The organism is Caballeronia sp. AZ7_KS35 (genome assembly GCF_023631045.1).
Lineage (GTDB): Bacteria > Pseudomonadota > Gammaproteobacteria > Burkholderiales > Burkholderiaceae > Caballeronia > Caballeronia zhejiangensis.
In genome coordinates this window covers 379,767-405,129 of the sequence record NZ_JALQDV010000001.1, presented here as the reverse complement: position 1 = coordinate 405,129, position 25,363 = coordinate 379,767, and the positions used below count along the sequence as shown (strand labels likewise).

At 64.5% G+C, this 25,363-nt stretch carries 27 protein-coding genes; 15 read left to right on the top strand and 12 right to left on the bottom strand.

Annotated features, from left to right (window positions below):
• Positions 1-10: 10 nt before the first annotated feature.
• The 4 genes from NCT05_RS01955 to NCT05_RS01940 are packed head-to-tail and all read right to left on the bottom strand — an operon-like array spanning position 11 to position 3,652.
• The gene (locus tag NCT05_RS01955) at positions 11-637 is read right to left on the bottom strand and encodes an ABC-type transport auxiliary lipoprotein family protein (protein WP_250501676.1); all 627 of its coding nucleotides are present in this window, start codon (positions 635-637) and stop codon (positions 11-13) included.
• 13 nt (positions 638-650) lie between these two features.
• A complete protein-coding gene (locus NCT05_RS01950; RefSeq protein WP_175979746.1) occupies positions 651-1,610 on the bottom strand; it encodes an MlaD family protein in 960 nt (319 codons plus the stop codon).
• A 30-nt stretch (positions 1,611-1,640) separates the two neighbouring features.
• The gene (locus NCT05_RS01945; RefSeq protein WP_008351823.1) at positions 1,641-2,519 is read right to left on the bottom strand and encodes an ABC transporter ATP-binding protein; all 879 of its coding nucleotides are present in this window, start codon (positions 2,517-2,519) and stop codon (positions 1,641-1,643) included.
• 5 nt (positions 2,520-2,524) lie between these two features.
• Entirely contained in the window at positions 2,525-3,652 is a 1,128-nt protein-coding gene (locus NCT05_RS01940; protein ID WP_008351824.1) for an MlaE family ABC transporter permease, read from the bottom strand.
• 182 nt (positions 3,653-3,834) lie between these two features.
• Between NCT05_RS01940 and relB the strand changes: the two genes are divergently transcribed.
• The 5 genes from relB to NCT05_RS01915 are packed head-to-tail and all read left to right on the top strand — an operon-like array spanning position 3,835 to position 6,340.
• Complete coding sequence (gene relB, locus NCT05_RS01935; RefSeq protein ID WP_250433546.1) at positions 3,835-4,026, top strand: type II toxin-antitoxin system RelB family antitoxin; 192 nt, start codon at positions 3,835-3,837, stop codon at positions 4,024-4,026.
• Positions 3,983-4,300, top strand: a complete 318-nt coding sequence (locus NCT05_RS01930) for a type II toxin-antitoxin system RelE/ParE family toxin (RefSeq protein ID WP_309779193.1) — start codon at positions 3,983-3,985, stop codon at positions 4,298-4,300. The genes relB and NCT05_RS01930 overlap by 44 nt, the downstream gene beginning before the upstream one ends.
• A 51-nt stretch (positions 4,301-4,351) precedes the next feature.
• The gene (locus tag NCT05_RS01925) at positions 4,352-5,248 is read left to right on the top strand and encodes a biotin--[acetyl-CoA-carboxylase] ligase (RefSeq protein WP_250501675.1); all 897 of its coding nucleotides are present in this window, start codon (positions 4,352-4,354) and stop codon (positions 5,246-5,248) included.
• Positions 5,245-6,066, top strand: a complete 822-nt coding sequence (locus tag NCT05_RS01920) for a type III pantothenate kinase (RefSeq protein WP_250501674.1) — start codon at positions 5,245-5,247, stop codon at positions 6,064-6,066. The genes NCT05_RS01925 and NCT05_RS01920 overlap by 4 nt, the downstream gene beginning before the upstream one ends.
• 34 nt (positions 6,067-6,100) lie before the next feature.
• Complete coding sequence (locus NCT05_RS01915) at positions 6,101-6,340, top strand: hypothetical protein (protein ID WP_008351832.1); 240 nt, start codon at positions 6,101-6,103, stop codon at positions 6,338-6,340.
• A 15-nt stretch (positions 6,341-6,355) separates the two neighbouring features.
• Here the strand turns inward: NCT05_RS01915 and rfaE2 are convergent, their stop codons facing one another.
• From rfaE2 to NCT05_RS01880, 7 genes are all read right to left on the bottom strand, one after another.
• A complete protein-coding gene (gene rfaE2 / locus NCT05_RS01910) occupies positions 6,356-6,838 on the bottom strand; it encodes a D-glycero-beta-D-manno-heptose 1-phosphate adenylyltransferase (protein WP_034470462.1) in 483 nt (160 codons plus the stop codon).
• A gap of 119 nt (positions 6,839-6,957) precedes the next feature.
• A complete protein-coding gene (locus NCT05_RS01905; RefSeq protein WP_033536551.1) occupies positions 6,958-7,833 on the bottom strand; it encodes a ferritin family protein in 876 nt (291 codons plus the stop codon).
• Between the two features lie 395 nt (positions 7,834-8,228).
• The gene (locus NCT05_RS01900) at positions 8,229-9,230 is read right to left on the bottom strand and encodes a MerR family transcriptional regulator (RefSeq protein ID WP_239294312.1); all 1,002 of its coding nucleotides are present in this window, start codon (positions 9,228-9,230) and stop codon (positions 8,229-8,231) included.
• 238 nt (positions 9,231-9,468) lie between these two features.
• A complete protein-coding gene (locus tag NCT05_RS01895) occupies positions 9,469-10,239 on the bottom strand; it encodes a PhaM family polyhydroxyalkanoate granule multifunctional regulatory protein (RefSeq protein WP_250501673.1) in 771 nt (256 codons plus the stop codon).
• Positions 10,240-10,275: 36 nt separating this feature from the next.
• Positions 10,276-11,103 carry an enoyl-CoA hydratase/isomerase family protein gene (locus NCT05_RS01890; protein WP_250501672.1) on the bottom strand — a complete coding sequence of 276 codons (828 nt, stop codon included), beginning with the start codon at positions 11,101-11,103 and terminating at the stop codon, positions 10,276-10,278.
• Between the two features lie 18 nt (positions 11,104-11,121).
• Positions 11,122-12,300 carry an ABC transporter substrate-binding protein gene (locus NCT05_RS01885; RefSeq protein WP_250438915.1) on the bottom strand — a complete coding sequence of 393 codons (1,179 nt, stop codon included), beginning with the start codon at positions 12,298-12,300 and terminating at the stop codon, positions 11,122-11,124.
• A gap of 97 nt (positions 12,301-12,397) precedes the next feature.
• Complete coding sequence (locus NCT05_RS01880) at positions 12,398-13,384, bottom strand: fumarylacetoacetate hydrolase family protein (protein WP_175979741.1); 987 nt, start codon at positions 13,382-13,384, stop codon at positions 12,398-12,400.
• A 109-nt stretch (positions 13,385-13,493) separates the two neighbouring features.
• Between NCT05_RS01880 and NCT05_RS01875 the strand changes: the two genes are divergently transcribed.
• The 7 genes from NCT05_RS01875 to NCT05_RS01845 all read left to right on the top strand — a co-directional run bounded on the left by NCT05_RS01875 (position 13,494) and on the right by NCT05_RS01845 (position 21,221).
• Complete coding sequence (locus NCT05_RS01875) at positions 13,494-14,306, top strand: IclR family transcriptional regulator (protein WP_250501671.1); 813 nt, start codon at positions 13,494-13,496, stop codon at positions 14,304-14,306.
• Positions 14,307-14,404: 98 nt separating this feature from the next.
• Positions 14,405-15,607, top strand: a complete 1,203-nt coding sequence (locus tag NCT05_RS01870) for a DUF3108 domain-containing protein (protein ID WP_250501670.1) — start codon at positions 14,405-14,407, stop codon at positions 15,605-15,607.
• Between the two features lie 55 nt (positions 15,608-15,662).
• Positions 15,663-16,451, top strand: a complete 789-nt coding sequence (locus NCT05_RS01865) for an alpha/beta fold hydrolase (RefSeq protein ID WP_034470453.1) — start codon at positions 15,663-15,665, stop codon at positions 16,449-16,451.
• 137 nt (positions 16,452-16,588) lie between these two features.
• Positions 16,589-16,846: a BTH_I0359 family protein gene (locus tag NCT05_RS01860; RefSeq protein ID WP_008351849.1), complete on the top strand. Its 258-nt coding sequence runs from the start codon at positions 16,589-16,591 to the stop codon at positions 16,844-16,846.
• A 222-nt stretch (positions 16,847-17,068) separates the two neighbouring features.
• Positions 17,069-18,130, top strand: coding sequence for a homocysteine S-methyltransferase family protein (locus NCT05_RS01855; protein ID WP_008351850.1), 1,062 nt, complete (start codon positions 17,069-17,071; stop codon positions 18,128-18,130).
• A complete protein-coding gene (metH, locus tag NCT05_RS01850; protein ID WP_284507472.1) occupies positions 18,127-20,868 on the top strand; it encodes a methionine synthase in 2,742 nt (913 codons plus the stop codon). Before NCT05_RS01855 ends, metH begins: the two co-directional genes overlap by 4 nt.
• 146 nt (positions 20,869-21,014) lie before the next feature.
• On the top strand, positions 21,015-21,221 hold the full coding sequence (locus NCT05_RS01845; protein WP_008351852.1) for a hypothetical protein: 207 nt from the start codon (positions 21,015-21,017) through the stop codon (positions 21,219-21,221).
• A gap of 103 nt (positions 21,222-21,324) precedes the next feature.
• Here the strand turns inward: NCT05_RS01845 and NCT05_RS01840 are convergent, their stop codons facing one another.
• Positions 21,325-21,651, bottom strand: coding sequence for a DUF1840 domain-containing protein (locus NCT05_RS01840; protein ID WP_008351853.1), 327 nt, complete (start codon positions 21,649-21,651; stop codon positions 21,325-21,327).
• 259 nt (positions 21,652-21,910) lie between these two features.
• Here NCT05_RS01840 and argS point away from each other — a divergent pair, with 259 nt between their 5' ends.
• The 3 genes from argS to NCT05_RS01825 all read left to right on the top strand — a co-directional run bounded on the left by argS (position 21,911) and on the right by NCT05_RS01825 (position 25,358).
• Positions 21,911-23,695 (top strand): arginine--tRNA ligase, encoded by a 1,785-nt coding sequence (gene argS, locus NCT05_RS01835; protein ID WP_034470443.1) that lies wholly within the window; start codon positions 21,911-21,913, stop codon positions 23,693-23,695.
• 129 nt (positions 23,696-23,824) lie between these two features.
• Positions 23,825-24,586, top strand: a complete 762-nt coding sequence (locus NCT05_RS01830) for an SPOR domain-containing protein (RefSeq protein ID WP_008351857.1) — start codon at positions 23,825-23,827, stop codon at positions 24,584-24,586.
• Between the two features lie 124 nt (positions 24,587-24,710).
• Positions 24,711-25,358, top strand: coding sequence for a thiol:disulfide interchange protein DsbA/DsbL (locus tag NCT05_RS01825; RefSeq protein WP_034470441.1), 648 nt, complete (start codon positions 24,711-24,713; stop codon positions 25,356-25,358).
• The last annotated feature ends 5 nt before the right edge of the window (positions 25,359-25,363 follow it).

The window sequence follows — 25,363 nt, the reverse complement described above, 5'->3', positions numbered from 1 at the left end:
GGGCGGAAGATCATCGTGACGCGGAGAGCGGCTGCGCGGCGAGCCACGCGGAAAGTTGCGCGATCACATCGTCCGATGCAGCCGCGAGCGCCCGCGCGCCGCCGGGGGCATCGGCGCTCGGCGCGGGCGCGCTCGCGGCGAAGCTGCGCTGGCCGACGACGCGGCCTTGCTGCGTGAGCGTCGCGCGCACCGACACGAGGCCGCGGCTTTGCTCGGGCGCATCGAAGACCTGTTCGAAGCTCGTCAGCTCGACTTCGAGCAGCGGCACGGCGCGCACCGGATCGGCGCCCGACAGAACCGGGCCGCGCGCCGCGAGCGCGTCGCGCAGGCGTTGCGTCAGCAACTGCGCGGGCGGCATCGTCCAGTGGCTGTTCGAATAGTTGCCGGTGCGCTGTGCATCGACATAGCTCAGCCGATACGCGAACGAATCGGTTTCGAGACTGCGCGGCGCGCCCACCGCGAGCACTTTGACCGGCGGCATCGGCGCGGCGCTGGCGCTTGCGTTGGCAGCCGGTATCGCGCCGAGGTCGTAATGCGCGTTCGGCATCGCGGTCGACGTCGATCCGCAACCTGCGAGCAACGCGGCGCAGCCGAGCGTGAACGCCGCGACCGCTCCTTTCATGTCGATGTCCGTCATATCTTTTCCCCGATCAATGCGCCGCTTTCGCCGGCCACGCGAAGCCCGGCTCGCCCGGTCCCGGCTCCTTCTGCGGCGCGCCGAAGAGCACGCTGCGCGGATTGGTGCTGAACGCGTCGGCGGCGCGATCGACGGAACGCGCCGCCGCGCTCACGTCGTCGCTGAACGAATAGAAGCGCGGCAACGCCTCGAAACCGACGCGCGCCGTGATGAAACGCAGCGATTCGTTCATGTCCGCGAGCGCCGCGCCCGCGTCTTCGGCGGCCTTGCCCGCCTTGTTCAAGTTGGACACGAGCGGGCCGTCCGGACGATTCAGGTTCTGCACGAGCTGATGCGTCGAGGCGAGCGTCGTGTTGATCTGCCTGAGCGTCTGCGGCAACTGCGCCGTCGCGGGCTGCACCTGGCTCGCGAGCGTCGCGATGCCGTCGGCGGCGGTTTGCAGGCTCTTCGTCGTCGCCATGAGCTGATTGCGCACGTCGTCGGAGAGGAACTTGTCGGCGTCGTCGGAAAGGCGCTCGAACTTCTTCAGGATGATGTCGCCGCGCTGCTGCAACTGCTCGAAGAGACCGGGACGCATCGGCACTTCGGCGACGTGCTGCGGCGACGAAGCCAGCGCGGCCGTATCGGTGCCGGTGTCGTCGAGCTGCACGAACGCGATGCCCGTCACGCCCTGAAAGCCGAGCGTCGCGTACGTGGAATGCGTCATCGGCGCGTTCTTGTCGACGACAATGCGGATGCGGATCTGCCCCGGATGCGACTTGTCGAAGCTGATCGACTGCACCTTGCCGACGCCCAGGCCGCGATAGCGCACGGCCGCGTCCGTGAAGAGGCCGGTCACGTTGGTGCGCGCGATCAGATCGTACGGCACGCGCACGGTGCGATCGACGTTGAAGAAGAACACGGCGAACGCGATGGCCAGCACGAGCACGATCGTGAAAAGCCCGGTCCAGAACGCGTGTGATTTGTTTTCCATCGGCAGGTTCCTTTGGCGCTCGCTTCGCGCTTACTTGTTCACGGCGATCGGCGCATCTTCGAGCGCGGCCGGCGGCAGCTTCGCGCGGCGCTCGGACGGCAATGCCTGCAACGCGCGGCGGCCGCGTCGCCCCAGAAAGTACTCGCGGATGAACGGATGATCCACCGCGCACGCCTCTTCCACCGGCGCCGCGACGAGCACGCGATGATCCGCCAGCACCGCGACGCGCGTGGACAGCGCGACCATGGTGTCGAGATCGTGCGTGACCATCACGACCGTCAGACCGAGCGCGCGATGCAGCGTCGCGATCAGATCGACGAATTCGTCCGATGCCTTCGGATCGAGACCGGCCGTGGGTTCGTCGAGGAACAGCAGTTCGGGCTCGAGCGCGATCGCCCGCGCGATGCCGACGCGCTTCACCATTCCGCCCGACAACGCGGACGGCATCTTGCTCGCGTGCTTGCACGACAGGCCGACCATTTCGAGCTTCAGCATCACGAATTCGCGGATCAGGTCCTCGGGAATCTTGCCGAGTTCGCGAAACGGCTGCGCGATGTTGTCATATACCGTCAGCGACGAAAACAGCGCGCCTTGCTGAAACATCATGCCGGAGCGCGTGCGCAGCATCTTCGCGGTTTCGTCGTCCATTTGCGCCCATTCCTCGCCGAGCACGCGAATGGTGCCCGATGTCGGCGACTCGAGGCCGAGAATCTGCCGCACGAGCGTGGTCTTGCCCGAGCCCGAACCGCCGAGCAACGCGACGATCTCGCCGCGCCGCACATCCAGATTCAGATGCTCGTGAATCACCGTGCGCCCGTAGCGCTTGGTGAGATCGCGCACTTCGATCACCGGTTCCGCGATGACGGGCGGCGGCTGATGACGAACGGCGGTGGCGAGCGTGGTCGACATGGCGGTCAGAGTCCGACGTTCTGGAACAGGATCGCGAAGACGGCGTCCGCGAGAATCACGATGGTGATCGACGTCACCACGGACGTCGTCGTGCCTTCGCCGAGACTCTGCGAATTCGCCTTGATGCGAAAGCCGAAGTGACACGCGGCGAGCGCGATCAGCATGCCGAACACGACGCCCTTGCCGAGCCCGATCCACAGATTCGCGATCGGCACGACCGACGGCAGCGAGCGAATGAAGAAGTTCATGTCGATGGACAGCACGAGCTTCGCCGCGAGCGCGCCGCCCGTCAGCGCGATGATGTTGGTCCACATGACGAGCAGCGGCATTGCGATGCCGAGCGCGATCACGCGCGGCAGCACGAGGCGCAGGCTATGCGGAATGCCCATGACCTGCATCGCGTCGAGTTCTTCGGTGACGCGCATCACGCCGATCTGCGCGGTGATCGCCGAACCCGAGCGGCCCGCGACGAGAATCGCGGAAAGCACCGGCCCGAGCTCGCGGATCACGGAAAGCCCGAGAATATTGACGATGTACTGGTTCGCCCCGAACGCCTGCAACTGCTGCGCGGACAAGTAGCTCAACACGATGCCGATCAGGAACGCGACGAGCGCGGTGATCGCGAGCGCCTGCGCGCCGGCGCTGTAGATGTTCGCGGAGATTTCCGTCCACGGAATGCGCTGCGGGCGCCGCACCAGCCCGATGAGATCGAGCACGAAGGCGCCGAACATCGCGAGGCCGCCGTACAGGTGATCGAAGAAACCGAAGATGAGCTGGCCGAGCCGCGTGACCGGATCGACGCGATCGACGGCTTCGGGTTCCTCGCGTTCGGCGTCGAGCAGCGCGACGCGCTCGAAGATTTCGCGCTGCGTGTCGGACAGCGCGATGGTCGCGGGCATCTTGCGTCCCCACACGCGCCAGAGCGCCTGGCCGCCGACGTGATCGAGCCGCTCGACGGAAAGCAAATCCCACTGGCTGATCGCCTCGCGCCCGATGGCGCGCAGACGCCGCGTGACGCCGCTCTTCGCGCGATCTCGAGCGAGCGCGAGCGCGGTCCACTGGCCCGATAGCCGGACCACCTTGCCCTGCAGACCGGCTTCCACTCTTAGGCGCGGCGGCGTGTCGAAGTCCAAGGATCGATGGCGCGATGAGACGCGGTTAAAGGGGAGAGGACATTGTAGCGAAGAGTGTCGGGGGGACGCGGGGATGGTGGCAGGCGGGTTTCGGCTGGAAGGCGCAAGGATCGGAATTTCCGTGTTGCGGTGCACTTGAGTCGCTGACCTATCATGGTTTCGACAACTCTGGCGCAACCGCAATGGACAAACGACTCGACCCGCTTATCTCCGAATTCGATTCGCTCGAAGAGGCTGAACTGCACGACGCCTGGTTCCGCGCGGAGGTAGAAGCGTCACTTGCGGACCCGGAGCCGTCGATTCCCAACGATCAAGTATTCGCGGAAATGGATGCGCTCGTGGCGGCCAAGCGAAAGGCACGGAATGCTCGTTGATTGGCGGCCGCGCGCACGGAGACAACTCAGGGAAATCTACGAATACATTGAAGAGCGTGATCCGCAAGCGGCCGACAATCTACTTTCGATGAACAGGGAAGCAGTCCGGACGTTAGCGGATGTTCCATACATCTATCGTCACGGAAGGGTCTCGAATACCAGAGAGATGGTGGTTCATCCGAATTACTTGGTGGTTTACCGTGCGACGGACCGCGTCACCGTACTGGACTCGCTGCATGCACGGCGGCGGTATCCGAGCGACAAGACGCGCTGAAGCGGAGTTTCACGGGCTTCGAACACGCATCCCACGGCTACAATACCCGCCATGACCCCCTCTCCTTTCGCCCCCTTCGCCCCCGACGCGCCCTGGCGCATCGACCGCTCGCGGCTTGCGACGCTTGCCGAGCGGCCCGCTCGCGACTGGACCATCGACATCGTCGACGAAACGGGCTCCACCAACGCCGACGTTTTGGAGCAGTTGCGCGCCTCGCGACGCGACGGCACGCCTGCACCCGTCGTCCGCGTCGCGTACTCGCAATCCGCCGGTCGCGGGCGGCGCGGGCGTGCGTGGCTCGCCGAACCGGGCAATGCGCTGCTGATGTCGGTCGGCTGCGTGCTGCGGCGGCCGATCGAAGGGCTGTCGGGTCTGAGTCTCGCCATCGGCACCGCCGTCCTCGATGCGCTCGCGCGCCTGCCGCTCACGCCATCCGCGCGTCCTGCGCTGAAATGGCCGAACGACGTCCTGCTCGACGACGGCAAGCTCTCCGGGATTCTCATCGAAACCGCGTGGAACACGCCTGACGCGACCGCGGTCGTGATCGGCATCGGCATGAATCTGCACGGCGCGGAACAACTCGCCGCGCAGGTCGACGAAGCCAACCGGCTCGCCGCGCAATCCGCGCCCGGCGCCGCGCCGGCAGCGCTCGCGCGGGCATGGCCCGACGCCAATCTTACCGACACTCTCGCCGCGCTCCTCAACGCGCTCGACGCAGCGCTGCCGCGCTTCGAAGCCGAGGGCTTCAGGCCGTTCCGCCAGCGCTGGCTCGACGCGCACGCGTGGGCCGGACGTGAAGTCGCGCTGATCGACCAGGGCATGGAAGTGACGCGCGGCATCGCATCGGGCGTCGACGAGGGCGGCCAGTTGCTGATCGACGCGCCCGAAGGCCCGCGCGCCGTCACGACCGGCGAACTCACGCTGCGCCTTGCGAAGGAACGTCCGTGAACGCGTCGGGAACCGAGGCGCCGTATCTGCTCATCGATGCGGGTAACAGCCGCATCAAATGGTCGCTCGTCGATGAAGCCGGCGCGTCGCTCGCGAACGGCGCATTCGAGCACGCGCATCACTCGACCGTCGCCGACGACGCCGCGCTCGACGATTGGTCCGAACTTCCCGCGCCGGCGAGCGCGTGGATTTCGAACGTCGCGGGCATGCCGGTACAGAACCGCATCCAGCGCCTGCTCGACGCGCGCTGGCCGACGCTGCCGCGCACCGTGGTCCGCGCGCGCGCCGAGCAGTGCGGCGTCATCAACACCTATGCCGATCCGGCCCGACTCGGCAGCGACCGCTGGGCCGGCATGATCGCAGCGCACGCGGCGTATCCGGGCGAGCATCTGCTGGTCGCGACCTTCGGCACGGCGACGACGCTCGAAGCACTGCGCGCCGACGGCGTGTTCACCGGCGGCCTCATCGCGCCCGGCTGGTCGCTGATGATGGAATCGCTCGGCAGCCATACGGCACAATTGCCGACGCTCGACGCGGCATCGGCGCGTGAGGCGCTGAGTCAGACGCGCAGTCTTTTCGCCACCGACACCGCCGCCGCGCTATCCGCCGGATGCCTGCTCGCGCAGGCGAGCCTGATTGAGCGTGCGTGGCGCGACCTCAAGGCCGACTGGCGCGCCGACGTCCGGCTCGTGCTGGGCGGCGGCGCGGCAAATGAAATCGCGGGCGCGCTCGACGTGCCGCACACCCGACACGATTCCCTCGTGCTGTCCGGCCTCGCGCTCATCGCGCGCGACGCGACGGCGCGCCACTCATCCTGACTTTTCTGATTTGATTGACGGACGGAGCCCAAGAATGCTGCGCTGGCTGATCGCCCTTCTGATTCTCGCCAACTTGCTGATGTTCGCGGTCATGCGCGGCATGTTCGGCCCGCTTCCCGCGGCCGGCGTGCGCGAACCGCATCACTTATTGCAGCAGGTTCATCCCGAGGCGCTCGCGACGCGCCCGCTGAGTCCCGAAGAAGCGTTCGATCAGCCGCGCGTCGGCGGACCGGCGCCTGCCGCCAACGTGCAGACCGCGCCGCTCGGGCAGTGACCGCGCGCGTGCGAATCAGCTCTGCGCGCGGACTTTCTTGAGGAGCGCGGTCGTCGATCGATCGTGCTCGAACGCGATGGCGAGCGCCTTGCCGCCCCAGCCGCGCACGAGTGCCGATTCGGCCAGCTTGTCCATGTCGTAGTCGCCGCCCTTCACGAGCACGTCGGGGTGCACGGCTTCGATCAATTGCAGCGGCGTCGTTTCCTCGAACTTCACGACCCAGTCGACGCTCTCCAGCGCGGCGAGCAGCGCCATGCGGTCATCTTCCCGATTGATCGGGCGATCGTCGCCCTTGCCTAGCGTGCGTACCGACGCATCGCTGTTCACGCCGACGATGAGCGTCGCGCCGAGCGCTTTCGCATCGGCGAGATAGGTCACGTGGCCGCGATGAAGGATGTCGAAGACGCCGTTGGTGAAAACGACGGGACCGGCGAGCGTCGGACGGCGGGCGGCGAGCGCTTCGCGCGTGATGATCTTGCGTTCGAAAATAGCGGGCATGACGGCGCTCGTTGCGATGTTCTGAAAGCGCGCATTGTGCCACGGCGCTTCGCACGGGAAAAATGCAAAACGGCTCGCCGGTGCTGACCGGCGAGCCGTCCGTTCATCGAAGCCGAAACTCAGGCCGGCTGTTCAGCCCCGCCGCCCGGCGCGGCCTGCAGGCGCTGCGTCACTTCCTTGCGATAGCGATTCAGTTCCTGCGCGGTCACGAACGAACGCTCGAACAGAATCGACAGGTTGTGCAGAATGCGCTCGACGACCTTCTTCTCCCAACTGTCGTCGAAGCGGATCTGGTCATCCAGCCAGCGCTCGAGCCATTCGGGATCGGGCAAACGCGACTGCACGGTGTCGCGCGGGAAGAGCGCCTGATTCACATGCAGGTTGGTCGGATGCAGCGGCTTTTCCGTACGGCGCGCGGACGCCATGAGCACGCCGATCTTCGCGAACGCCGCACGCGCGGTGTCGCCGGCGTTGACGAGCGCCTTCTTCATGTAACGCAGATACGCGCCGCCGTGACGGGCTTCGTCGCGCGAAATGGTTTCATAAATGTGCTTGATGACGGGTTCCGTGTGCCACTCGGCCGCGCGGCGATACCAGTGATTCAGGCGGATTTCGCCGCAGAAATGCAGCATCAGCGTTTCGAGCGGCGGCGCCGGATCGAACTCGAAGCGCACCGCGTGCAGCTCTTCTTCGCTCGGCACCATGTCGGGCTTGAAGCGCCGCAGATACTCCATCAGCACCAGCGAATGCTTCTGCTCCTCGAAAAACCACACGCTCATGAACGCGGAGAAATCGCTGTCGTGGTGGTTGTCACGCAGGAACATTTCGGTTGCGGGAAGAGCGGACCATTCGGTGATCGCGTTCATCTTGATGGTTTTGGCCTGCTCGTCGGTGAGCAGGGAAGCATCGAATTTGTCCCAGGGAATGTCCTTCTCCATATCCCAGCGGACGGATTCCAGCGATTTATAAAGTTCCGGATAAAGCATGGTGTTCATAGTCCACCCCTGATGCCACTTATGCGACGTTATATCTGTATTGACTTTCGGCCGGAACGTGCAGACATGCCTTGCACGCGAGCAGCCAAGCTTTCAATTTTACGCGGGATTCGGTCGGCCGAAGACGAAATGCGACAACGAAGCGCGACATTTGGCGCTGCGGCAACGCGTCGCGTCCCGCGTAAACACTGCACTCCCCGTGCAAATGTTGCTGTTGTGCGTCTTGTTCTACCGTGGGTGAGGAGCGAAACCTGTGCCTGAGGTATGTTCAAGTGGCGCCGAACTGCCGCCGGAACCGCGCCGGCCGCGCAGTATGACGTGCGCGCATGACAACGATGCGATGCGCGCTTGATGCGGATTTCCGCGCCAATGCCCGACGTTTCGGGCGTCGTCGATCATAGCACGGTGGATTGACGCCAATCCGCGACGGTCTCATCGATCGGGGTCAACCCCGCGATGTGATGCACGCCGTCGTCGAACTTGCGGCGCAGCGCCGGGCTGCTGCCGCCAACCCAGATGCGGACGTGCGGCGGCAGCAGGTTGCGCAGGTCGGTCAGCCCGTTCGAAATGGACTGCGCCGGCAGCACCGCCGTGAACGACAGCGCGACGATATCGATCTTGTGCACCGACACGGCATCGACGATATCGTGCAGCGGCGTCTGCAATCCCAGTTGCACGCATTCGCACTCGGATAGCGTGAACATCGCCTCGGCCATCAGGATGCCGAGGCCGTGACCTTCGCCGGAAAGCGTCGTGAGCAGCACGCGCGGACGGCCGTTGCGCCCGCGCACGGCATCCGAGAGCGGACGTATCAGCGTGCGCAGCGTCGACTGGATCGCCTCGCTGAACAGATGTTCGTGATAGACCTGCAACGTGCCCGCCGCCCACGCATTGCCGATGCGCGCCGACAGCGGCGCCGCGACATCCAGCACGAAGCGTTCGAGGCCGTCGCGCGTTGCGCGCTTCAGCAGGCCGAAGCGGAAATCGTCATAAGCGCCCGCGCGCAGCAGCGAGATCAGATGGTCGAGCTCGGCGTCCGGCGCGTCCTGGCCGACGCCCGAGCTTTCGGCCAGTTGCTGCAGCGCGTCGATCGATTGCCCGAGCACTTTGCTCGGCCGATGTCCCGCGTCGAGCAATCGCTTCACGAGCCGCAGCTTCGTCACCTGTTCCTGCGGATACAGCCGCTCCCCGCCGGAAGTGCGCATCGGCTGCGGAAATCCATACCGGCGCTCCCAGACACGCAAAGTGTCCTTCGTCAGACCAATCTCCTGAGCGATGGCGCCGATGCCTATGCCGGTCGCGCCCGCCGTTGCGGCGCTTGGCGGCACGGGTTCCGGACGCTCGGGGCCATCGGAGATCGAATCCGAATCGAAATCTTGTTCTGATGAGTTTGTCATGGACAGATCGGTTCGAACGAAATATCGCATTCGATGCAGATTGCGTGCCCAACGCCGATGGATGGACAAAGATTCCGCACCGTCAAGCTTTCATCATAGACAAAATCGAAATGTGCGTCGGTGCTGAGATGCGTTTCGGCTACGGAAATGTGCGCGTCGAGGGGAATTGGCGAGCGCGGCGGCGCTATGCGCGCCGCCGGTCGTAGTGAGGGAAGTGAGCGCGCCGGAACGCGCGTAGTCAGCCGGGTTTCTTGCGCGGCGCCGTCTTGCGCACGGCCGCCTTCTTCGCGGCCGCCGCGTCGGGCCTTTCATCGGCGTCGTTGGCGGGCTGCTCCGCGGCGTTCTCACCAGCGGCGGCCGGCTGCGCGCCCGCGGCGCCCATCGGGTTGAGCGGGCCGCTCATGCCGGGCTGAATCATCGCGAGATGCGCAAGCTGATTGAACTGCGATTGCAGCACGTTCCACCAGCCGGTCGGATCGAAGCCGGGCGGCGGCGCTGAAGTCTGCCCCGAAGCGTCTTCGCCTTCAGCCGATGCCTCGCTCGCGGGCGCGGCGCCCGACGCTTCCTGCTTCGGGGCATCGGTCTTCGCCGCGCCGCCCATCGGCCATCCGGCTGACGCGGCCTTCGCATTCTCCGCCGCCGCGGTGTGCGCGCTCTCGACGGACGTCTGAGCGAACGCGCCGAACGCGCGCAGCGTCGCGAGCGTCGCGCGCTGCACTTCGAGCGCCTGAATCGCCGATTGCAGCATGTTGAGATTGAGCTTCAGCCAGTGCTCGACGGCGCGCATGTCGGTCACGCGCTTGTCGAGTTCTTCGATGTTGGTGAGCGGAGCGAGCATGTCGGACATCATCGAGAGCGAGGGGCCCATGCCCTGCCCGCCGCCGGGCATCGCGGCGGCGAACGGATTCAGGCGCATCAGTTCCCACATCTTGCCCATCATGTCGGCCTGGCCGAATCCGGGAAAACCGGGAATCGTGTAGGGCGGCGTGCCGCCGGCGTTATCGGTCATTCGACTCTCCTTGTTTTCGTGTGAGGTTCGCGCGGTTCAGAACGGCGCGCCGCCCGGGAAATCCGGCGCGCGCCGTTCGCGCAGCGAGCGCATGCCTTCGTGCACGTCCGGCCCCGCGAAGCCCATGAATTCGAGCGCGAGCGACGTATCGAAAGTCGGCCCCGCCGAGCGCAGCCAGTTGTTGAGCGCGTACTTGGTCCAGCGAATCGCGGTCTGCGAACCTTGCGCCAGACGGTTCGCCACTTCGATTGCCTTCGGCATGAGTTCGTTCTCGTCGACGGCGAGCGACACCAGCCCGATGCGTTCCGCCTCCTCGCCGCTCACCGGCTCGCACAGCAGCAGATAGTACTTGGCCTTCGCCATGCCGCACAGCAGCGGCCAGACGATCGCCGCGTGATCGCCCGCCGCGACGCCGAGCCGCGTATGCCCATCGATGATGCGCGCCGACTTCGACGCGATCGAAATATCGGCGAGCAAGCCCGCGACCAGCCCCGCGCCGACCGCCGGACCGTGCATCGCGGAGACGATCGGCTTGCCGCAGTTGATCACGTTATAGACGAGATCGCGCGCCTCGCGCCACACCCGCGCGCGCACGTCGAAATCGTTCGCCATCTCTTCGACGAGCCCGAGATCGCCGCCCGCCGAAAAGCCCTTGCCTTCGCCGCGAATGAGCGCGACGCGCGTGTCCGGATCGCGATCGATGTCGCGCCAGATATCCGCGAGCTCGCGATGCATGTTGGCGTCGGCGGTGGACAGGCCGCTCTTGTTCGCGCCCGCGCCGTGCATGACGACTTCGAGCACGCCATGCGGATGGCGGCGCAGTTCGAGCGACTTATAGCCCGAATACATGGATAGATCGCTCATGGTCTCGTCGATTGAAGGTTAGCGCGGCTGATAGACCCACTTGCCGTCGCGGATCTCGACCATCACGCGCGCGCGCTGATCGAGGCCGATGTGATCGTTGGGCGACATGTTGACCTGCCCGTTGGTGTCGGAAAAATTCTTCGTGCCTTCGAGCGCATCGCGCAGCGCGGCGCGAAACGCCGGCGTGCCGGGCGCGCCCGCTTTCATCGCGATAGGCACCGCGCGATTGAGCAGCATGCCCGCGTCCCACGCATACGAGCCGAACGCCGAGACCGTGCCCGCGCCCTGCTTCGCCTCGTACAGTTTGATGTATTCGAGTGCGAGCCGCTTGGCCGGATGGTCGTCGGGCAACTGCGCGGCGACGAGCACCGGGCTCGCGGGCAGGAACGTGCCGTTGCAATCCGCGCCGCACACGCGCAGGAAGTCGCGGTTGCCGACGCCGTGATTGTGATAGACCTTGCCTTTGAAGCCGCGCTGCGCGAGCGTTTTCGGCGGCAGCGCGGCGGGCGTGCCGGCCGCGCCGACGACCACCGCATCGGGCTTGGCCGCGAGAATCTTCAGGATCTGCCCGGTCACGCTCGGATCGGTGCGATTGAAGCGTTCATTCGCGACCACTTCGATCTTGTGCAGCTGCGCGAACTTCGCGACTTCGGCGTAGAAGGTCTCGCCGAGCGCGTCCGCCTGGCCGATGTACGCAAGCGTCTTCACGCCATGATTGCTCGCATGCGCGATGATCGCGGAGGCCATCATCGCGTCGGTTTGCGGCGTCTTGAAGACCCAGCGGCGCTTGTCGTCGACAGGCTCGATGATCTTCGCCGACGACGCCAGCGAGATCATCGGCGTTTGGCCTTGCGCGACGACATCGATCATCGCGAGCGAGTTCGGCGTGATCGACGAGCCGATGATCGCATCGACCTGATCCTCGCTGATGAGCTTCTTCGTGCTTTGCACGGCCTGCGTGGTGTCGGAGGCGTCGTCGAGCACGATGTAGTCGACGGGCTTGCCACCCATTTCCTTCGGCAAGAGCGCGACGGTATCGCGCGCGGGAATGCCGAGCGACGCGGCCGGCCCCGTAAGCGACAGCACGAGACCGATCTTCACGTGCTGCGCCGTCTGCGCGAATGCCGCCGTTGCCACCGTCGCGGCGGCGAGCGCGAATGCCGCGCCCGCCAGAAATTTCCACTTGCCTGCCGCCATCGAAGTCTCCTTTTTTTGATCGTTCTTGTGCTGCCCGAAGAGCAGCCCGGCAAAGTGTAAGGCGAGGCTTGGGCGCGCCGCATCGGGCGAAACCCGTTCAATGCTCCGGTTGCACGACCGCCTGATCGATTGCGCCGAAGATCGACTTGCCTTCTTCGTCGAACATTTCGATCTTCACGCTGTCGCCGAATTTCATGAACTCTGTCTGCGGCGCGCCGTGCTCGATCGTCTCCAGACAGCGCTTCTCGGCGATGCAGCAGTAGCCGCGCTTCGTGTCCTTGTTCGAGATCGTGCCCGAGCCGACGATCGAGCCCGCGCGCAGATTGCGCGTCTTCGCCGCGTGCGCGATGAGCTGGCCGAAGTGGAAGACCATGTCGGTGCCGCAGTCTGGCTGACCGACTTTCCTGCCGTTCCAGTGCACGATCATCGGGCGATGCACGCGCCCTTCGCGCCACGCGTCGCCGAGTTCGTCGGGCGTCACGGCAACCGGCGAGAACGCGGTCGCGGGCTTGCTCTGGAAAAAGCCGAAGCCCTTCGCAAGTTCGGCGGGAATGAGATTGCGCAGCGAGACGTCGTTGACGAGCATCAGCAGGCGCACGCTGCGAAGCGCTTCGTCGGGCATCGCGGCCATGTGTACGTCGGACGTGATGACGGCGACTTCCGCTTCGAAGTCGATGCCATACGATTCCGTCGCGCACACGATGTCGTCCGTCGGGCCGATGAAGTCGTCGCTGCCGCCTTGATACATCAGCGGATCGGTCCAGAATTCGGGCGGCATTTCCGCTTTGCGCGCCTTTCGCACGAGCTCGACGTGATTCACGTACGAGGAGCCGTCCGCCCACTGGAACGCGCGCGGCAACGGCGCCATGCAGGCTTTCGGATCGAACGAAAAGCTGTTGCGCGCGCGGCCGGCGTTCAGCGCTTCGTAGACTTCCATGAGTTGCGGCGCGTAAAAGGTCCAGTCGTCGAGCGCGCGTTGCAGCGTCGAGACGATTCCATCGGCGATTGCGGCCGTGCGCAGGTCGCGCGAGACGACGATCAGCTGGCCGTCGCGCGTGCCGTCCTTCAAGGTTGCAAGTTTCATGGAGCAGTGCCGGGTGAGCGTGGTGACGCGGGTGACGTTAAAGGAAATGTATTTTACGATGGTGAATCCGCCGCCGGCACTCGGCCGAACGGCATAGGCCTTTTCGCACATGCAATCCACCTCTCTCACCGACGACGAAGACACCAGCGACGCCGCCGAAGAAAAAACGCGCTCCGGCATTCAGTCGATCGAAGTCGGCTTCCGGCTGCTCGACGTCCTCACCAACGAGCCGCGCGCGATGATGCTGCGCGATCTCGCCCAACGCGCGGGCATGAGCCCGGCAAAGGCGCATCGCTATCTGGTGAGTTTTTTGCGGCTCGGCGTCGCATCGCAGGATCCGGTTTCCGGGCGCTACGAACTCGGCGGTTTCGCGTTGCAAATGGGCCTCGCGCGGCTTGCGCGCGTCGATGGCGTGCGGCTGGCGCGCATCGCGCTCGCGGAACTGCGCGACCGGCTGGATCAGACGGTCGGCATCGCGGTGTGGGGCAATCAGGGGCCGACCGTCGTGCACTGGATGGAATCGAGCCATCCGGCGAAGGCATCGCTCAAGCTGGGCGACGTGATGCCGCTGCTTTCATCCGCGACGGGTCTGCTTTTCGCCGCGTATCTGCCGCGCAGCAAGACGCAGCCGATCCTTGATCGCGAGCTCGCCGCAATGAAGCAGACGATGGCCGATGTCGAGCCGCTTCTCGCCGAGGTGCGCGAGCACGGCGCGGCGCGCGTCGAAGGCATGCTGCTGCCGACGATCCACGCGTTCTGCACGCCGGTCTTCGATTCGACGGGCGAACTCGCGCTCGGTCTCATCGCGCTCGGGCACGAAGGCACGTTCGACACGCGCTGGGGCGGCGAAATCGACTCTACCTTGCGCGAGTGCGCGCGCGGCCTGTCGTACGAATTGGGGCACAAGGCGAGCGAGCGCTGAAAATGTCCGTCGAAGGGGCCAGGAACATCGTTTCCCTCGCGCATGTCTTATGCCTTTCGCCCGATCGTCCGTAACACGCGCTTTTCACGCTTTCCACGATGTCACTGTTTCAATTCCGCCGTCCTCGCCCCGCGTCCGGCGAGCCGCCCGATGCCGCTATCGAATCCGCCGCGCCCCGCCGCTGGGGACGCTGGGTGCTGGCAGTGCTCGTCGTTGCGGGCCTGCATCTGAGCGCGATGCGGTGGATCGAGCACAACCGTCAGCCGGCGAACGCGCCGCCCGAAACGCCGCCCGTGCAGGTGGAATTGCTGACGCCCAAGCCGATCGCGCCGCCCGCGCCGACGCCGCCCGCGCCGCCGAAACCGGCCGCGTCTCCGGGACCCGTCGCGTCTCCGAAGCCCGCCGCGCCTGCGCCGAAGCCTTCGCCCGCTCCGGTGCTGAGCGCTGCGACGCCAGAGCCCGACGCGCCCGCAGCCGCTTCCGCTCCCGCGCAAATGCCGCAGGCTCAAGCGCCGTCGCCCGCTTCGCAGACCGCGCCGCAACCCAGTGCCGCATCGGGCGACAAGTTCAGCGTCCCGCCCACGGGCGATTTACGTTACGACACGCTCGTGAACGGCATGATGAATCAGACCGGCACGATCCACTGGAGCAACGACGGCCAGCATTACGAAATGATCGTCTCGATCCCGCTGCCTTTCGTCGGTCCGTATGTGTATTCGAGCAAAGGCCATATCGACGGCTTCGGCATCGCGCCGGAACAGTATTCGGAACAGCGCGGCCGCCGTGCCGCCGATATCGCCATCTTCAATCGCGAAACGAAGCAGATCGTCTACACGAAAACGCCGCAAAGCCAGCCGCTCGCGGACGGCGCGCAGGACCGCTTCAGCGTCGTCATGCAGTTGGCGAGCCTCGTGCGCGGCGCGCCGGACAAGTACAAGCCGGGCGTCACGCGGCAATTCAGCGTCGCGGATAACGACAGCAACGAAATCTGGCCGATAGAAACCGTCGGCGACGAAACCGTGGAGGCGCGCGGCGGCTTTACGACGGCGCGCCACTTCACGCGCCTGCCGCGCAAGGAAGGCGACCGCCGCAAGCTCGATATCTGGCTCGCGCCGTCGATCGGCTGGCTGCCCGTGCGGATTCTGCAAACCGAGCCGAACGGAATGCAAATCGAACTGCTCTGGGCAGGCAAGCTCGCCGCGCCGCCGGCGGCGGCACAGGATGTCACCTCGGGCACGCAAGCTGCGTCTGATGAATCCGCGCCCGCCATGCCGAGCACGCCCGCCGCGGACAAACCGTAACGGGGCCGTCACACTCCGTCATGTCAGGCACGAGCGCATTCTTTACGGAGCCGATATGCAGTTGACGATCAATCGCATCGATACACGCTATGTTCTCGACAACGAAGGCGGCGGTCCCTGGCTCGTCTTCATCCATCAGCTCGCCGGCGATCTTTCGATCTGGGATCAGATGGCCGGCTACTTCCGCGACGACTTCACCGTGTTGCGCTACGACCTGCGCGGACACGGCGAAACGACCGTGTCGCCGGATTCGTTCACGATCGACGATCTCGCCGACGATCTCGCGCAACTGCTCGACAAACTCGGCGCGCCTTCGGCACATGTGGTCGGGCTGTCGATAGGCGGCATGGTCGCGCAGAAATTCGCGATCAACCATGCCGACAAAGTGGATTCGCTGACGGTCGTGGGCGCGCCCGCCTTTATTCCCGAGGACGCGCGTCCGACATTCGCGCAACGTGCAGCATCCGTGCGCGAACACGGGACAGCGAGTATCGTGGAAGCCACGCTCGAACGCTGGCTCACGCCGGAGTTCCGCAAGGCGCACCCTGAAGTGACCGAGCCGATCGCGGACACGATCGCGCGCACGCCCGTCGAGGGTTTCGCGCGCGCGGCGGAGGCGATCAGCCGTTTCGATGCGCGAGACAAACTGGCTTCCGTGAAGCAGCGCACGCTCGTCGTCGCGGGTGAAAAGGATGTTGGCACGCCGCATGCTGCTTCAAAGGTTGTCGCAGACACGGTGCCGGGCGCACGCTTCGAATTACTTAACGCCGCGCACCTTACACCGGTGGAGGAATCGCAGCGCTTCTCCGCTTTATTGGGGAACTTCTTGCGCGGTTCGAGTTGATTCTTCCTGTTTTTGTTGCAAAAGAAAGCCTCGATACAACCGGCATCACGTCGAGGCCACCCCTTGAATTCCAACCCAATCGCTCCAACTACGATTCAGGATTGCCACGGAGCAAACAAGGAATAAGGAGTGTCGCCATGCAAATGATCTACAACAGCCCCAACTATTGCGTCGTCGAATTTCCGCCGCAAGACAACCACCTCGCCATGAAGGCGGGCGGCTACGAGATCGTCGACAAGAACACGCAGCGGGAGATCTTCATCGACGGCGCGCTCGCGGCGAAGTTTCGCGAGCACGTGCAACAGTTGATCGCCGAAGAGCCGTCGCTCGAGGATGTCGATGAATTCCTCGGCCAGTTCGATATCTTGATGAATCAACCCGTCGTGCTTCACTGATGCATGCACGCGCGCGTGCGGCGCCATGCCGCTCGCGCCCGCCGCCGCCCGGACCAGCGGCACAGGCGACACTCGCCACTTCCCAAAGACCCCGCCCGCGCCAGGCGGGGTTCTTTTTTTGCCCGCCCGGAATCGCGCACGCGCCCGCCCATCGGGAGCGACCGTTGCGCGCTGCGGCTACAATGTCAGGCTATTTCACATTTGGTGCAGGCCCCGTCCGTCATGACCCAGAACGCCATTCCGAAAGCCCCCGCGCGCGCCTATACGCGCGGCGCCGCGCTGCCCGCGCTGCTGCAAAAGCGCATCCTGATTCTCGACGGCGCGATGGGCACGATGATCCAGCGCTACAAGCTCGACGAAGCCGCGTATCGCGGCGAGCGCTTCAAGGACTACGGCCGCGACATCAAGGGCAATAACGAACTGCTGTCGATCACGCAGCCGCAGGTGATCCGCGAGATTCACGAGCAGTATCTGGCTGCGGGCGCGGACATCCTCGAAACGAACACGTTCGGCGCGACGCGTGTCGCGCAGGCCGATTACGGCATGGAAGACCTCGCCGCCGAGATGAACATCGAGTCGGCGAAGCTTGCGCGCGAAGCCTGCGACAAATACTCGACGCCCGACAAGCCGCGTTTCGTCGCGGGCGCGATCGGACCGACGCCGAAGACCGCGAGCATTTCGCCCGACGTGAACGATCCGGGCGCGCGCAACGTGACCTTCGACGAACTGCGCGACGCGTACTACGAGCAGGCGAAGGCGCTGCTCGATGCGGGCTGCGATCTGTTCCTCGTCGAAACGATCTTCGACACGCTCAATGCAAAGGCCGCGCTGTTCGCGCTCGATCAACTGTTCGAGGACACCGGCGAACTCGTGCCGATCATGATCTCCGGCACCGTCACCGATGCATCGGGCCGCATTCTCTCCGGGCAAACGGTCGAGGCGTTCTGGAACTCGCTGCGTCACGCGAAGCCGCTCACGTTCGGCCTGAACTGCGCGCTCGGCGCGGCGCTGATGCGTCCGTACATCGCCGAGCTGGCGAAGCTGTGCGATACCTACGTGTCCTGCTACCCGAACGCGGGCCTGCCGAATCCGATGAGCGACACCGGCTTCGACGAGACGCCGGACGTAACGTCCGGATTGCTGAAGGAATTCGCGTCCGCCGGGCTCGTCAACGTCGCGGGCGGCTGCTGCGGCACGACGCCGGAGCACATCGCGGAAATCGCGAAGGCGCTCGCCGAAGTGAAGCCGCGCGCTTTCCCCTCGCAATACCGCGACGCCGCCTGAATCAGAGAAGAGAACAAGACATGACCGATCACACGATGCGTCTTTCCGGCCTCGAGCCGTTCAACGTCACCGACGGCTCGCTTTTCATCAACGTCGGCGAGCGCACGAACGTGACCGGCTCGAAGGCGTTCGCGCGCATGATCCTGAACGGCCAGTTCGACGAAGCGCTCGCCGTCGCGCGCCAGCAGGTCGAGAACGGCGCGCAGGTCATCGACATCAACATGGACGAAGCGATGCTCGATTCGAAAGCCGCGATGGTGCGCTTCCTGAATCTGATCGCGTCGGAGCCGGATATCGCGCGCGTGCCGATCATGATCGACTCGTCGAAGTGGGACGTGATCGAAGCGGGCCTGAAATGCGTGCAAGGCAAGGCGATCGTCAATTCGATCTCGCTGAAGGAAGGCAAGGAGCAGTTCGTTCATCACGCGAAGCTGATTCGCCGCTACGGCGCGGCATCGGTGGTGATGGCCTTCGACGAGCAAGGCCAGGCCGACACGTTTCAGCGCAAGACGGAAATCTGCAAACGCTCTTACGACATTCTCGTGAACGAAGTCGGCTTCGAGCCCGAAGACATCATCTTCGATCCGAACATCTTCGCAATCGCGACGGGCATCGAAGAGCACAACAACTACGCGGTCGATTTCATCGAAGCGACGCGCTGGATCAAGCAGAACCTGCCGCACGCGAAAGTGAGCGGCGGCGTGTCGAACGTGTCGTTCTCGTTTCGCGGCAACGATCCGGTGCGCGAGGCGATTCATACGGTGTTTCTGTATCACGCGATTCAGGCTGGCATGGACATGGGCATCGTCAACGCGGGCCAGCTCGGCGTGTATGCCGATCTCGACGCCGAGTTGCGCGAGCGCGTGGAAGACGTCGTGCTGAATCGTCGTGAGGACGGCACCGACCGTCTGCTCGAAATCGCGGACAAGTTCAAGACCGGCGCCGCGAAGAAGGAAGAAAACCTCGAATGGCGCAATCAGCCGGTCGAGGCGCGTCTGTCGCATGCGCTCGTGCACGGCATCACGAACTTCATCGTCGAAGATTCGGAAGAAGTGCGGCAGAAGATCGACAAGGCCGGCGGTCGTCCGATCAACGTGATCGAAGGCCCGCTGATGGACGGCATGAACATCGTCGGCGACCTGTTCGGCGCGGGCAAGATGTTCCTGCCGCAAGTCGTGAAGTCGGCGCGCGTGATGAAGCAGGCGGTCGCGCATCTGATCCCGTTCATCGAAGAAGAGAAGAAGCGTCTCGCCGATGCCGGCGCGGACGTGCGGCCGAAGGGCAAGATCGTCATCGCGACCGTGAAGGGCGATGTGCACGACATCGGCAAGAACATCGTGTCGGTCGTGCTCCAGTGCAACAACTTCGAAGTGGTCAACATGGGCGTGATGGTGCCCTGCGCGACCATCCTGCAGAAGGCGAAGGAAGAAGGCGCGGACATCATCGGGCTGTCGGGACTGATCACGCCGAGCCTCGAAGAGATGGCTTATGTCGCGTCCGAAATGCAGCGCGACGAATACTTCCGCGGCAAGCAGACGCCGCTGCTCATCGGCGGCGCGACGACTTCGCGCGTGCATACCGCCGTGAAGATCGCGCCGCATTACGAAGGGCCGGTCGTGTACGTGCCGGATGCGTCGCGTTCGGTGTCGGTGGCGTCGAGCCTGTTGTCGGACGAAGGCGCGGCGAAGTATCTCGACGAACTCAAGAGCGACTACGAGCGCATCCGCACGCAGCACGCGAACCGCAAAGCGCAGCCGATGGTCACGTACGACGAAGCGCGCGCCAACAAGACGAAGATCGACTGGAGCGCCTACGCGCCGAAGAAGCCGAGCTTCATCGGGCGGCGCGTGTTCAAGAACTACGACCTCGCGGAACTGGCGAATTACATCGACTGGGGTCCGTTCTTTCAGACGTGGGATCTCGCCGGTCCCTATCCCGCGATTCTCAATGACGAGATCGTCGGCGAGTCGGCGCGGCGCGTGTTCTCCGACGGCAAGTCGATGCTCTCGCGCCTCATTCAGGGCCGCTGGCTGACGGCGAACGGCGTCATCACGCTTTTACCCGCCAACACCGTGAACGACGACGACATCGAGATCTACACGGACGAATCGCGCTCGCAAGTGGCGATGACGTGGCGCAATCTGCGTCAACAAAGCGTGCGTCCGGTCGTCGATGGCGTGATGCGCCCGAACCGCTCGCTCGCCGATTTCATCGCGCCGAAGGATTCGGGCGTGAAGGACTACATCGGCATGTTCGCGGTGACGGCGGGCATCGGCGTCGATAAAAAGGAACAACAGTTCGAAGCCGATCACGACGACTACAGCGCGATCATGCTGAAGGCGCTCGCCGACCGTTTCGCGGAAGCCTTCGCCGAAGCGCTCCATGCGCGCGTGCGCCGCGAATTGTGGGGCTACGCCGCGAACGAGACGCTCGACAACGATGCGCTGATCGCGGAGAAGTACGTCGGCATTCGTCCGGCGCCGGGTTATCCGGCGTGCCCGGATCACCTCGTCAAGCGCGACATGTTCGAAGTGCTTCAGGCGAACGAGATCGGCATGAGCGTGACCGAATCGCTCGCGATGCTGCCGGCCGCGAGCGTCTCGGGCTTCTATATCGCGCATCCGGACAGCACGTACTTTTCGGTGGGCAAGATCGGCGACGATCAGCTCGCGAGCTACGCCGAACGCATGGCGATCTCGACCTCCGACGCCGAACGCGCGCTCGCGCCGTTGCGCTAAGGCATCGTGAAAACGACATATCGCGCAAGTGATAGCCGGAATATGCACGGAACGGGCGGGAAATTTTTGAATTCCGTAGACTTGTCAGCGCGATAAGCCGTCGACATGACGGCCAACGCATTCTTTTCGTCAACGGAGAAAGTCGCATGAAGAAGATGACGTCCGCCGTAACCGTAGCGATCACCGCGGCTTTGCTCGCCGCGTCGAGTACCGCCGCTTTCGCGCAGGCGAGCAGCACCGAGGCTTCGTCGTACTCGCCGCCGCAAACCGAGCACAAGAAGAAACCGAAGAAGCCGAAGAAGCAACATCCGCCCGCGAAGCCCGCCGGGCCGGAAGGCGGCCAGTCGCAGTAACACGCCGCAGCGCGACTGAAGCCGTCAGACGTTTCGTCGGAAGAAAAAAACCCGCATCGGAAACGATGCGGGTTTTTCTTTGTGTCGCTGCGAATCGCGCGCCTCAGACGCCCCAGAGAATGTCCTTGTCGTGCTTTTGCGCGAGGCGAAGCATGTCGAGGAAAGGAAACGCGCGCTGCGCGAGCCCAATGGGAAGCTCGTGCGGCTCATGTCCTTCTTCGCCTTCATGAAAACGGCCGTCGTGCTCGGCGCGCTCTCTCTTGTCGGTGACGACCGCCGCTTCGAGCTTCTGAATGGCGGCGGGAATTTCATCGTGCGTGATGACGCCCCGCGCCGTGAGCTGCTTGCCGATGATGCCGAGCAAGTACTCCGCGAGGTTCTCGAGCATGATGACATCCGGTGCGGCCGGGGATTTGAATGTGATCAGCATGGCATGGTCCTTTTGTTTATGTTGGGTCATAGGCGGTTTGCAAACGAAACGCGCAGACGAGCCGGTCTCCCTGACAACATGACGACACCCTGATTCGACATATTAGCACCTGCTAAAATCCCCACTTTATGTGGTGGCCGGTTCCGTTCGCCTGCCAACACCACATGCGGGGCCAACGCGTCGCGAAGACGTCCTTCCGAGCCGGCATGCACGCCGGAACGCGCCCCGTCAGCCCTCGCTCCACTGGATCACATTCAGCATGCTGCCCGCACATAAACACACTCTCGAAACGCTCATCACCGACGCGGTCAAGCAGGTCGCGCAAGCCACCCAAGGCGCCAGCGAAGCGGCCTTCGTCACGCCCACGATCGTCCTCGAACGACCGAAGGTCGCGGCGCACGGCGACGTGGCGTCGAATGTCGCGATGCAGCTCGCCAAGCCGCTGCGCGCGAATCCGCGTCAGCTCGCGCAGCAGATCGTCGATGCGGTGCTCGGCCTGCCGGCCGCGAAGGGTCTCGTCGAGAGCGCCGAAGTGGCGGGTCCGGGCTTCATCAATCTGCGTCTTTCGGCGACGGCCAAGCAAGACGTGATCCCGGCCGTGCTCGGCGAAGCCGCCGCGTTCGGCCGTTCGACGCGCGACGCCGGCAGGCACGTGCTCGTCGAATTCGTATCGGCGAACCCGACGGGCCCGCTGCATGTCGGCCACGGCCGTCAGGCGGCGCTCGGCGATGCGCTCTCGAACCTGCTCGAAACGCAGGGCTACGACGTGCATCGCGAGTTCTACTACAACGACGCGGGCGTGCAGATCGGCAATCTCGCCACGTCCACGCAACTGCGCGCGCGCGGCCTCAAGCCGGGCGACGAGCAGTGGCCGGAAGCGGCGTACAACGGCGAGTACATCGCCGATATCGCGCGCGACTACATGGCGGGCGAAACCGTCGCGGCGAAGGACGGCGAACCGGTGAAGGGCAAAGGCGACGTCGAGGACCTCGAAGCCATCCGCCATTTCGCGGTCGCGTATCTGCGTCACGAGCAGGACATGGATCTCACCGCGTTCGGCGTGAAGTTCGACCAGTTCTATCTGGAGTCGTCGCTGTACAAGGAAGGCCGTGTCGAGAAGACGGTCGCGGCGCTCGTCGATGCCGGCAAGACGTACGAGCAGGACGGCGCGCTGTGGCTGCGCACCACCGACGACGGCGACGACAAGGACCGCGTCATGAAGAAGTCCGACGGCACGTACACGTACTTCGTGCCGGACGTGGCGTATCACGTGACCAAGTGGGAACGCGGCTACACGAAGGTCATCAACATCCAGGGCTCGGACCATCACGGCACGATCGCGCGCGTGCGCGCCGGCTTGCAGGGACTCGGCATCGGCATTCCGAAGGGCTATCCCGACTACGTGCTGCACAAGATGGTCACCGTCATGCGCGACGGCCAGGAAGTGAAAATCTCCAAACGCGCGGGCAGCTACGTGACGGTGCGCGATCTGATCGAATGGTCGGGCGGACTCACGCCGGGCCACGAAACCGCGCCCGATCAGATCGACGAGGACACCATCCGCCGCGGCCGCGATGCCGTGCGCTTCTTCCTCATTTCGCGCAAGGCCGACACCGAATTCGTGTTCGACATCGACCTCGCGCTCAAGCAGAACGACGAGAATCCGGTCTATTACGTGCAATACGCGCACGCGCGCATTTGCACGATCCTGAACGACTGGAAGGAGAAGTTCGGCGGCGACATTTCGAAGGCAGCGCAGGCCGATCTCTCGCCGCTGTCGAGCGACCGCGCAATGGCGCTGCTCAACAAGCTCGCCGAATTCCCCGAAATGCTGGCGCACGCCGCCGACGAACTCGCGCCGCACGCCGTCGCGTTCTATCTGCGCGATCTCGCTGGCGAATTTCACTCGTTCTACAATGCGGAGCGCGTGCTCGTGGACGACGAAAAGGAACGCACCGCGCGCATCGCGCTGCTCGCGGCGACGCGTCAGGTTCTCGAAAACGGTCTCGCGACCATCGGCGTTTCCGCTCCTCAAAAGATGTGACCCTTCTGCCGCGCACGCACGAATTCAGAATTTTCGGCGTGCGCAAGCAGATGCCTGGCGCGGGCTTGTCTTGAGCCGCCGCTATAATCGTCGCCCAACCAGAAGACTTTCTCGCAGGTGATTCATACGATGGCAAAACCACGCCGCACATCGAAGCAGTCGAAGCAAACGGGGGGAACGTTTATCGGTATCGTGCTGGGCCTGATCGTCGGCCTCGCGATTGCCGTAATCGTCGCGCTGTACATCACGCGTGCGCCCACGCCATTCGTGGCGAAGGTCGCGCCGCCGCCGTCCGAGGCCAACTCCGCGCCTGCCGCCGCGCAACCGTACGATCCGAATCGTCCGCTGCAAGGCAAGACGCCGGGCCAGGCGGTGCCGCAAGCCGCGCAGCCCACGCCGCCCAACACCGCGCCGGGCCAGACCAACAATCAGACGCAGTCGTCGGGCATGCTCGACGAGCCGCAGATCGTCGAAGTACCGCCGTCGGGCGCAACGGCATCGGCGCCGAAGACCGCGAGCACAGCGCCCGCGAAGAAGCCCGAAGCCGCACCGGGCGCGCCCGCCGCGACGAGCAACGCGAACGCCACGCCGCCGAAGGGCGGCTCGGCGCCCACGACGGCGAAGACCACGCCGCCCGCGCCCGGCGAGCCGAACACGGGCTACTTCCTGCAAGTCGGCGCGTACAAGACGCAGGCGGATGCCGAACAGCAGCGCGCGCGTCTCGGCTTCCAGGGCTTCGAATCGAAGGTCACGCAGCGCGATGCAGGCGGCGTCACGTACTATCGCGTGCGGATCGGGCCGTTCGCGAAGTTCGAGGACATGAACACCGCGCGCCAGCGTCTGTCCGATGCGGGCGTCGATACCGCCGTCATCCGTTTCTCGAAGCAATAACGAAGCAATAACGCAGCAAACGAAGTCGAAGCGCCGCGACGCTTAAGCGTGGCTTAAGCGTCGTATGTCCCACTTATGGGCCTGCTTTTGTTCCGTCGCGTTTCCATTGCGTATCTCTTCAATCATGAAAAAAATCTTTAGCGCGTTGGCTCTCTCCCTCGGCATCGCAGCCGCATCCCTGAGCGTCGCGAATTCCGCGATGGCCGCGCCCACCGCCGGCAAGGATTACACCGTGCTGCAGGCGGCTCAGCCGATCGCCGCGCCTGCGGGCAAGGTCGAGGTCATCGAGTTCTTCTGGTACGGCTGCCCGCATTGCAACGAGTTCGAGCCGTACATCGAGGCATGGGCGAAGAAGCAAGGTCCGGACGTCGTGTTCAAGCGCGTGCCGGTGGCATTCCGCGACGACTTCATTCCGCACTCGAAGATGTATCACGCGCTCGACGCGCTCGGCGTCGCGGAAAAGGTCACGCCGGCCGTGTTCAACGAAATCCACGTGAAGAAGAACTATCTGCTGACGCCGCAGGCGCAGGCGGACTTCCTCAAGACGCAGGGCGTCGATCCGAAGAAGTACATGGACGCGTATAACTCGTTCTCGACGCAAAGCGCCGTGCAGCGCGACGCCAAGCTCCTGCAGGACTACAAGATCGACGGCGTGCCGACGGTCGTCGTGCAGGGCAAGTACGAAACCGGCCCGGCGATGACCAACAGCCTGCCGGGGACGACGCAGGTCATGGACTTCCTCGTCCAGCAAGTCCGCGACAAGAAGCTGTAAGCACC

Coding starts and splice junctions, on each gene's coding strand:
- NCT05_RS01955 (WP_250501676.1), bottom strand. CDS start 637: ATGACGGACATCGACATGAAAGGAGCGGTCGCGGCGTTCACGCTCGGC.
- NCT05_RS01950 (WP_175979746.1), bottom strand. CDS start 1,610: ATGGAAAACAAATCACACGCGTTCTGGACCGGGCTTTTCACGATCGTG.
- NCT05_RS01945 (WP_008351823.1), bottom strand. CDS start 2,519: ATGTCGACCACGCTCGCCACCGCCGTTCGTCATCAGCCGCCGCCCGTC.
- relB (WP_250433546.1), top strand. CDS start 3,835: ATGGACAAACGACTCGACCCGCTTATCTCCGAATTCGATTCGCTCGAA.
- NCT05_RS01930 (WP_309779193.1), top strand. CDS start 3,983: ATGCGCTCGTGGCGGCCAAGCGAAAGGCACGGAATGCTCGTTGATTGG.
- NCT05_RS01925 (WP_250501675.1), top strand. CDS start 4,352: ATGACCCCCTCTCCTTTCGCCCCCTTCGCCCCCGACGCGCCCTGGCGC.
- NCT05_RS01915 (WP_008351832.1), top strand. CDS start 6,101: ATGCTGCGCTGGCTGATCGCCCTTCTGATTCTCGCCAACTTGCTGATG.
- rfaE2 (WP_034470462.1), bottom strand. CDS start 6,838: ATGCCCGCTATTTTCGAACGCAAGATCATCACGCGCGAAGCGCTCGCC.
- NCT05_RS01905 (WP_033536551.1), bottom strand. CDS start 7,833: ATGAACACCATGCTTTATCCGGAACTTTATAAATCGCTGGAATCCGTC.
- NCT05_RS01900 (WP_239294312.1), bottom strand. CDS start 9,230: ATGACAAACTCATCAGAACAAGATTTCGATTCGGATTCGATCTCCGAT.
- NCT05_RS01895 (WP_250501673.1), bottom strand. CDS start 10,239: ATGACCGATAACGCCGGCGGCACGCCGCCCTACACGATTCCCGGTTTT.
- NCT05_RS01890 (WP_250501672.1), bottom strand. CDS start 11,103: ATGAGCGATCTATCCATGTATTCGGGCTATAAGTCGCTCGAACTGCGC.
- NCT05_RS01885 (WP_250438915.1), bottom strand. CDS start 12,300: ATGGCGGCAGGCAAGTGGAAATTTCTGGCGGGCGCGGCATTCGCGCTC.
- NCT05_RS01880 (WP_175979741.1), bottom strand. CDS start 13,384: ATGAAACTTGCAACCTTGAAGGACGGCACGCGCGACGGCCAGCTGATC.
- NCT05_RS01875 (WP_250501671.1), top strand. CDS start 13,494: ATGCAATCCACCTCTCTCACCGACGACGAAGACACCAGCGACGCCGCC.
- NCT05_RS01870 (WP_250501670.1), top strand. CDS start 14,405: ATGTCACTGTTTCAATTCCGCCGTCCTCGCCCCGCGTCCGGCGAGCCG.
- NCT05_RS01865 (WP_034470453.1), top strand. CDS start 15,663: ATGCAGTTGACGATCAATCGCATCGATACACGCTATGTTCTCGACAAC.
- NCT05_RS01860 (WP_008351849.1), top strand. CDS start 16,589: ATGCAAATGATCTACAACAGCCCCAACTATTGCGTCGTCGAATTTCCG.
- NCT05_RS01855 (WP_008351850.1), top strand. CDS start 17,069: ATGACCCAGAACGCCATTCCGAAAGCCCCCGCGCGCGCCTATACGCGC.
- NCT05_RS01845 (WP_008351852.1), top strand. CDS start 21,015: ATGAAGAAGATGACGTCCGCCGTAACCGTAGCGATCACCGCGGCTTTG.
- NCT05_RS01840 (WP_008351853.1), bottom strand. CDS start 21,651: ATGCTGATCACATTCAAATCCCCGGCCGCACCGGATGTCATCATGCTC.
- argS (WP_034470443.1), top strand. CDS start 21,911: ATGCTGCCCGCACATAAACACACTCTCGAAACGCTCATCACCGACGCG.
- NCT05_RS01830 (WP_008351857.1), top strand. CDS start 23,825: ATGGCAAAACCACGCCGCACATCGAAGCAGTCGAAGCAAACGGGGGGA.
- NCT05_RS01825 (WP_034470441.1), top strand. CDS start 24,711: ATGAAAAAAATCTTTAGCGCGTTGGCTCTCTCCCTCGGCATCGCAGCC.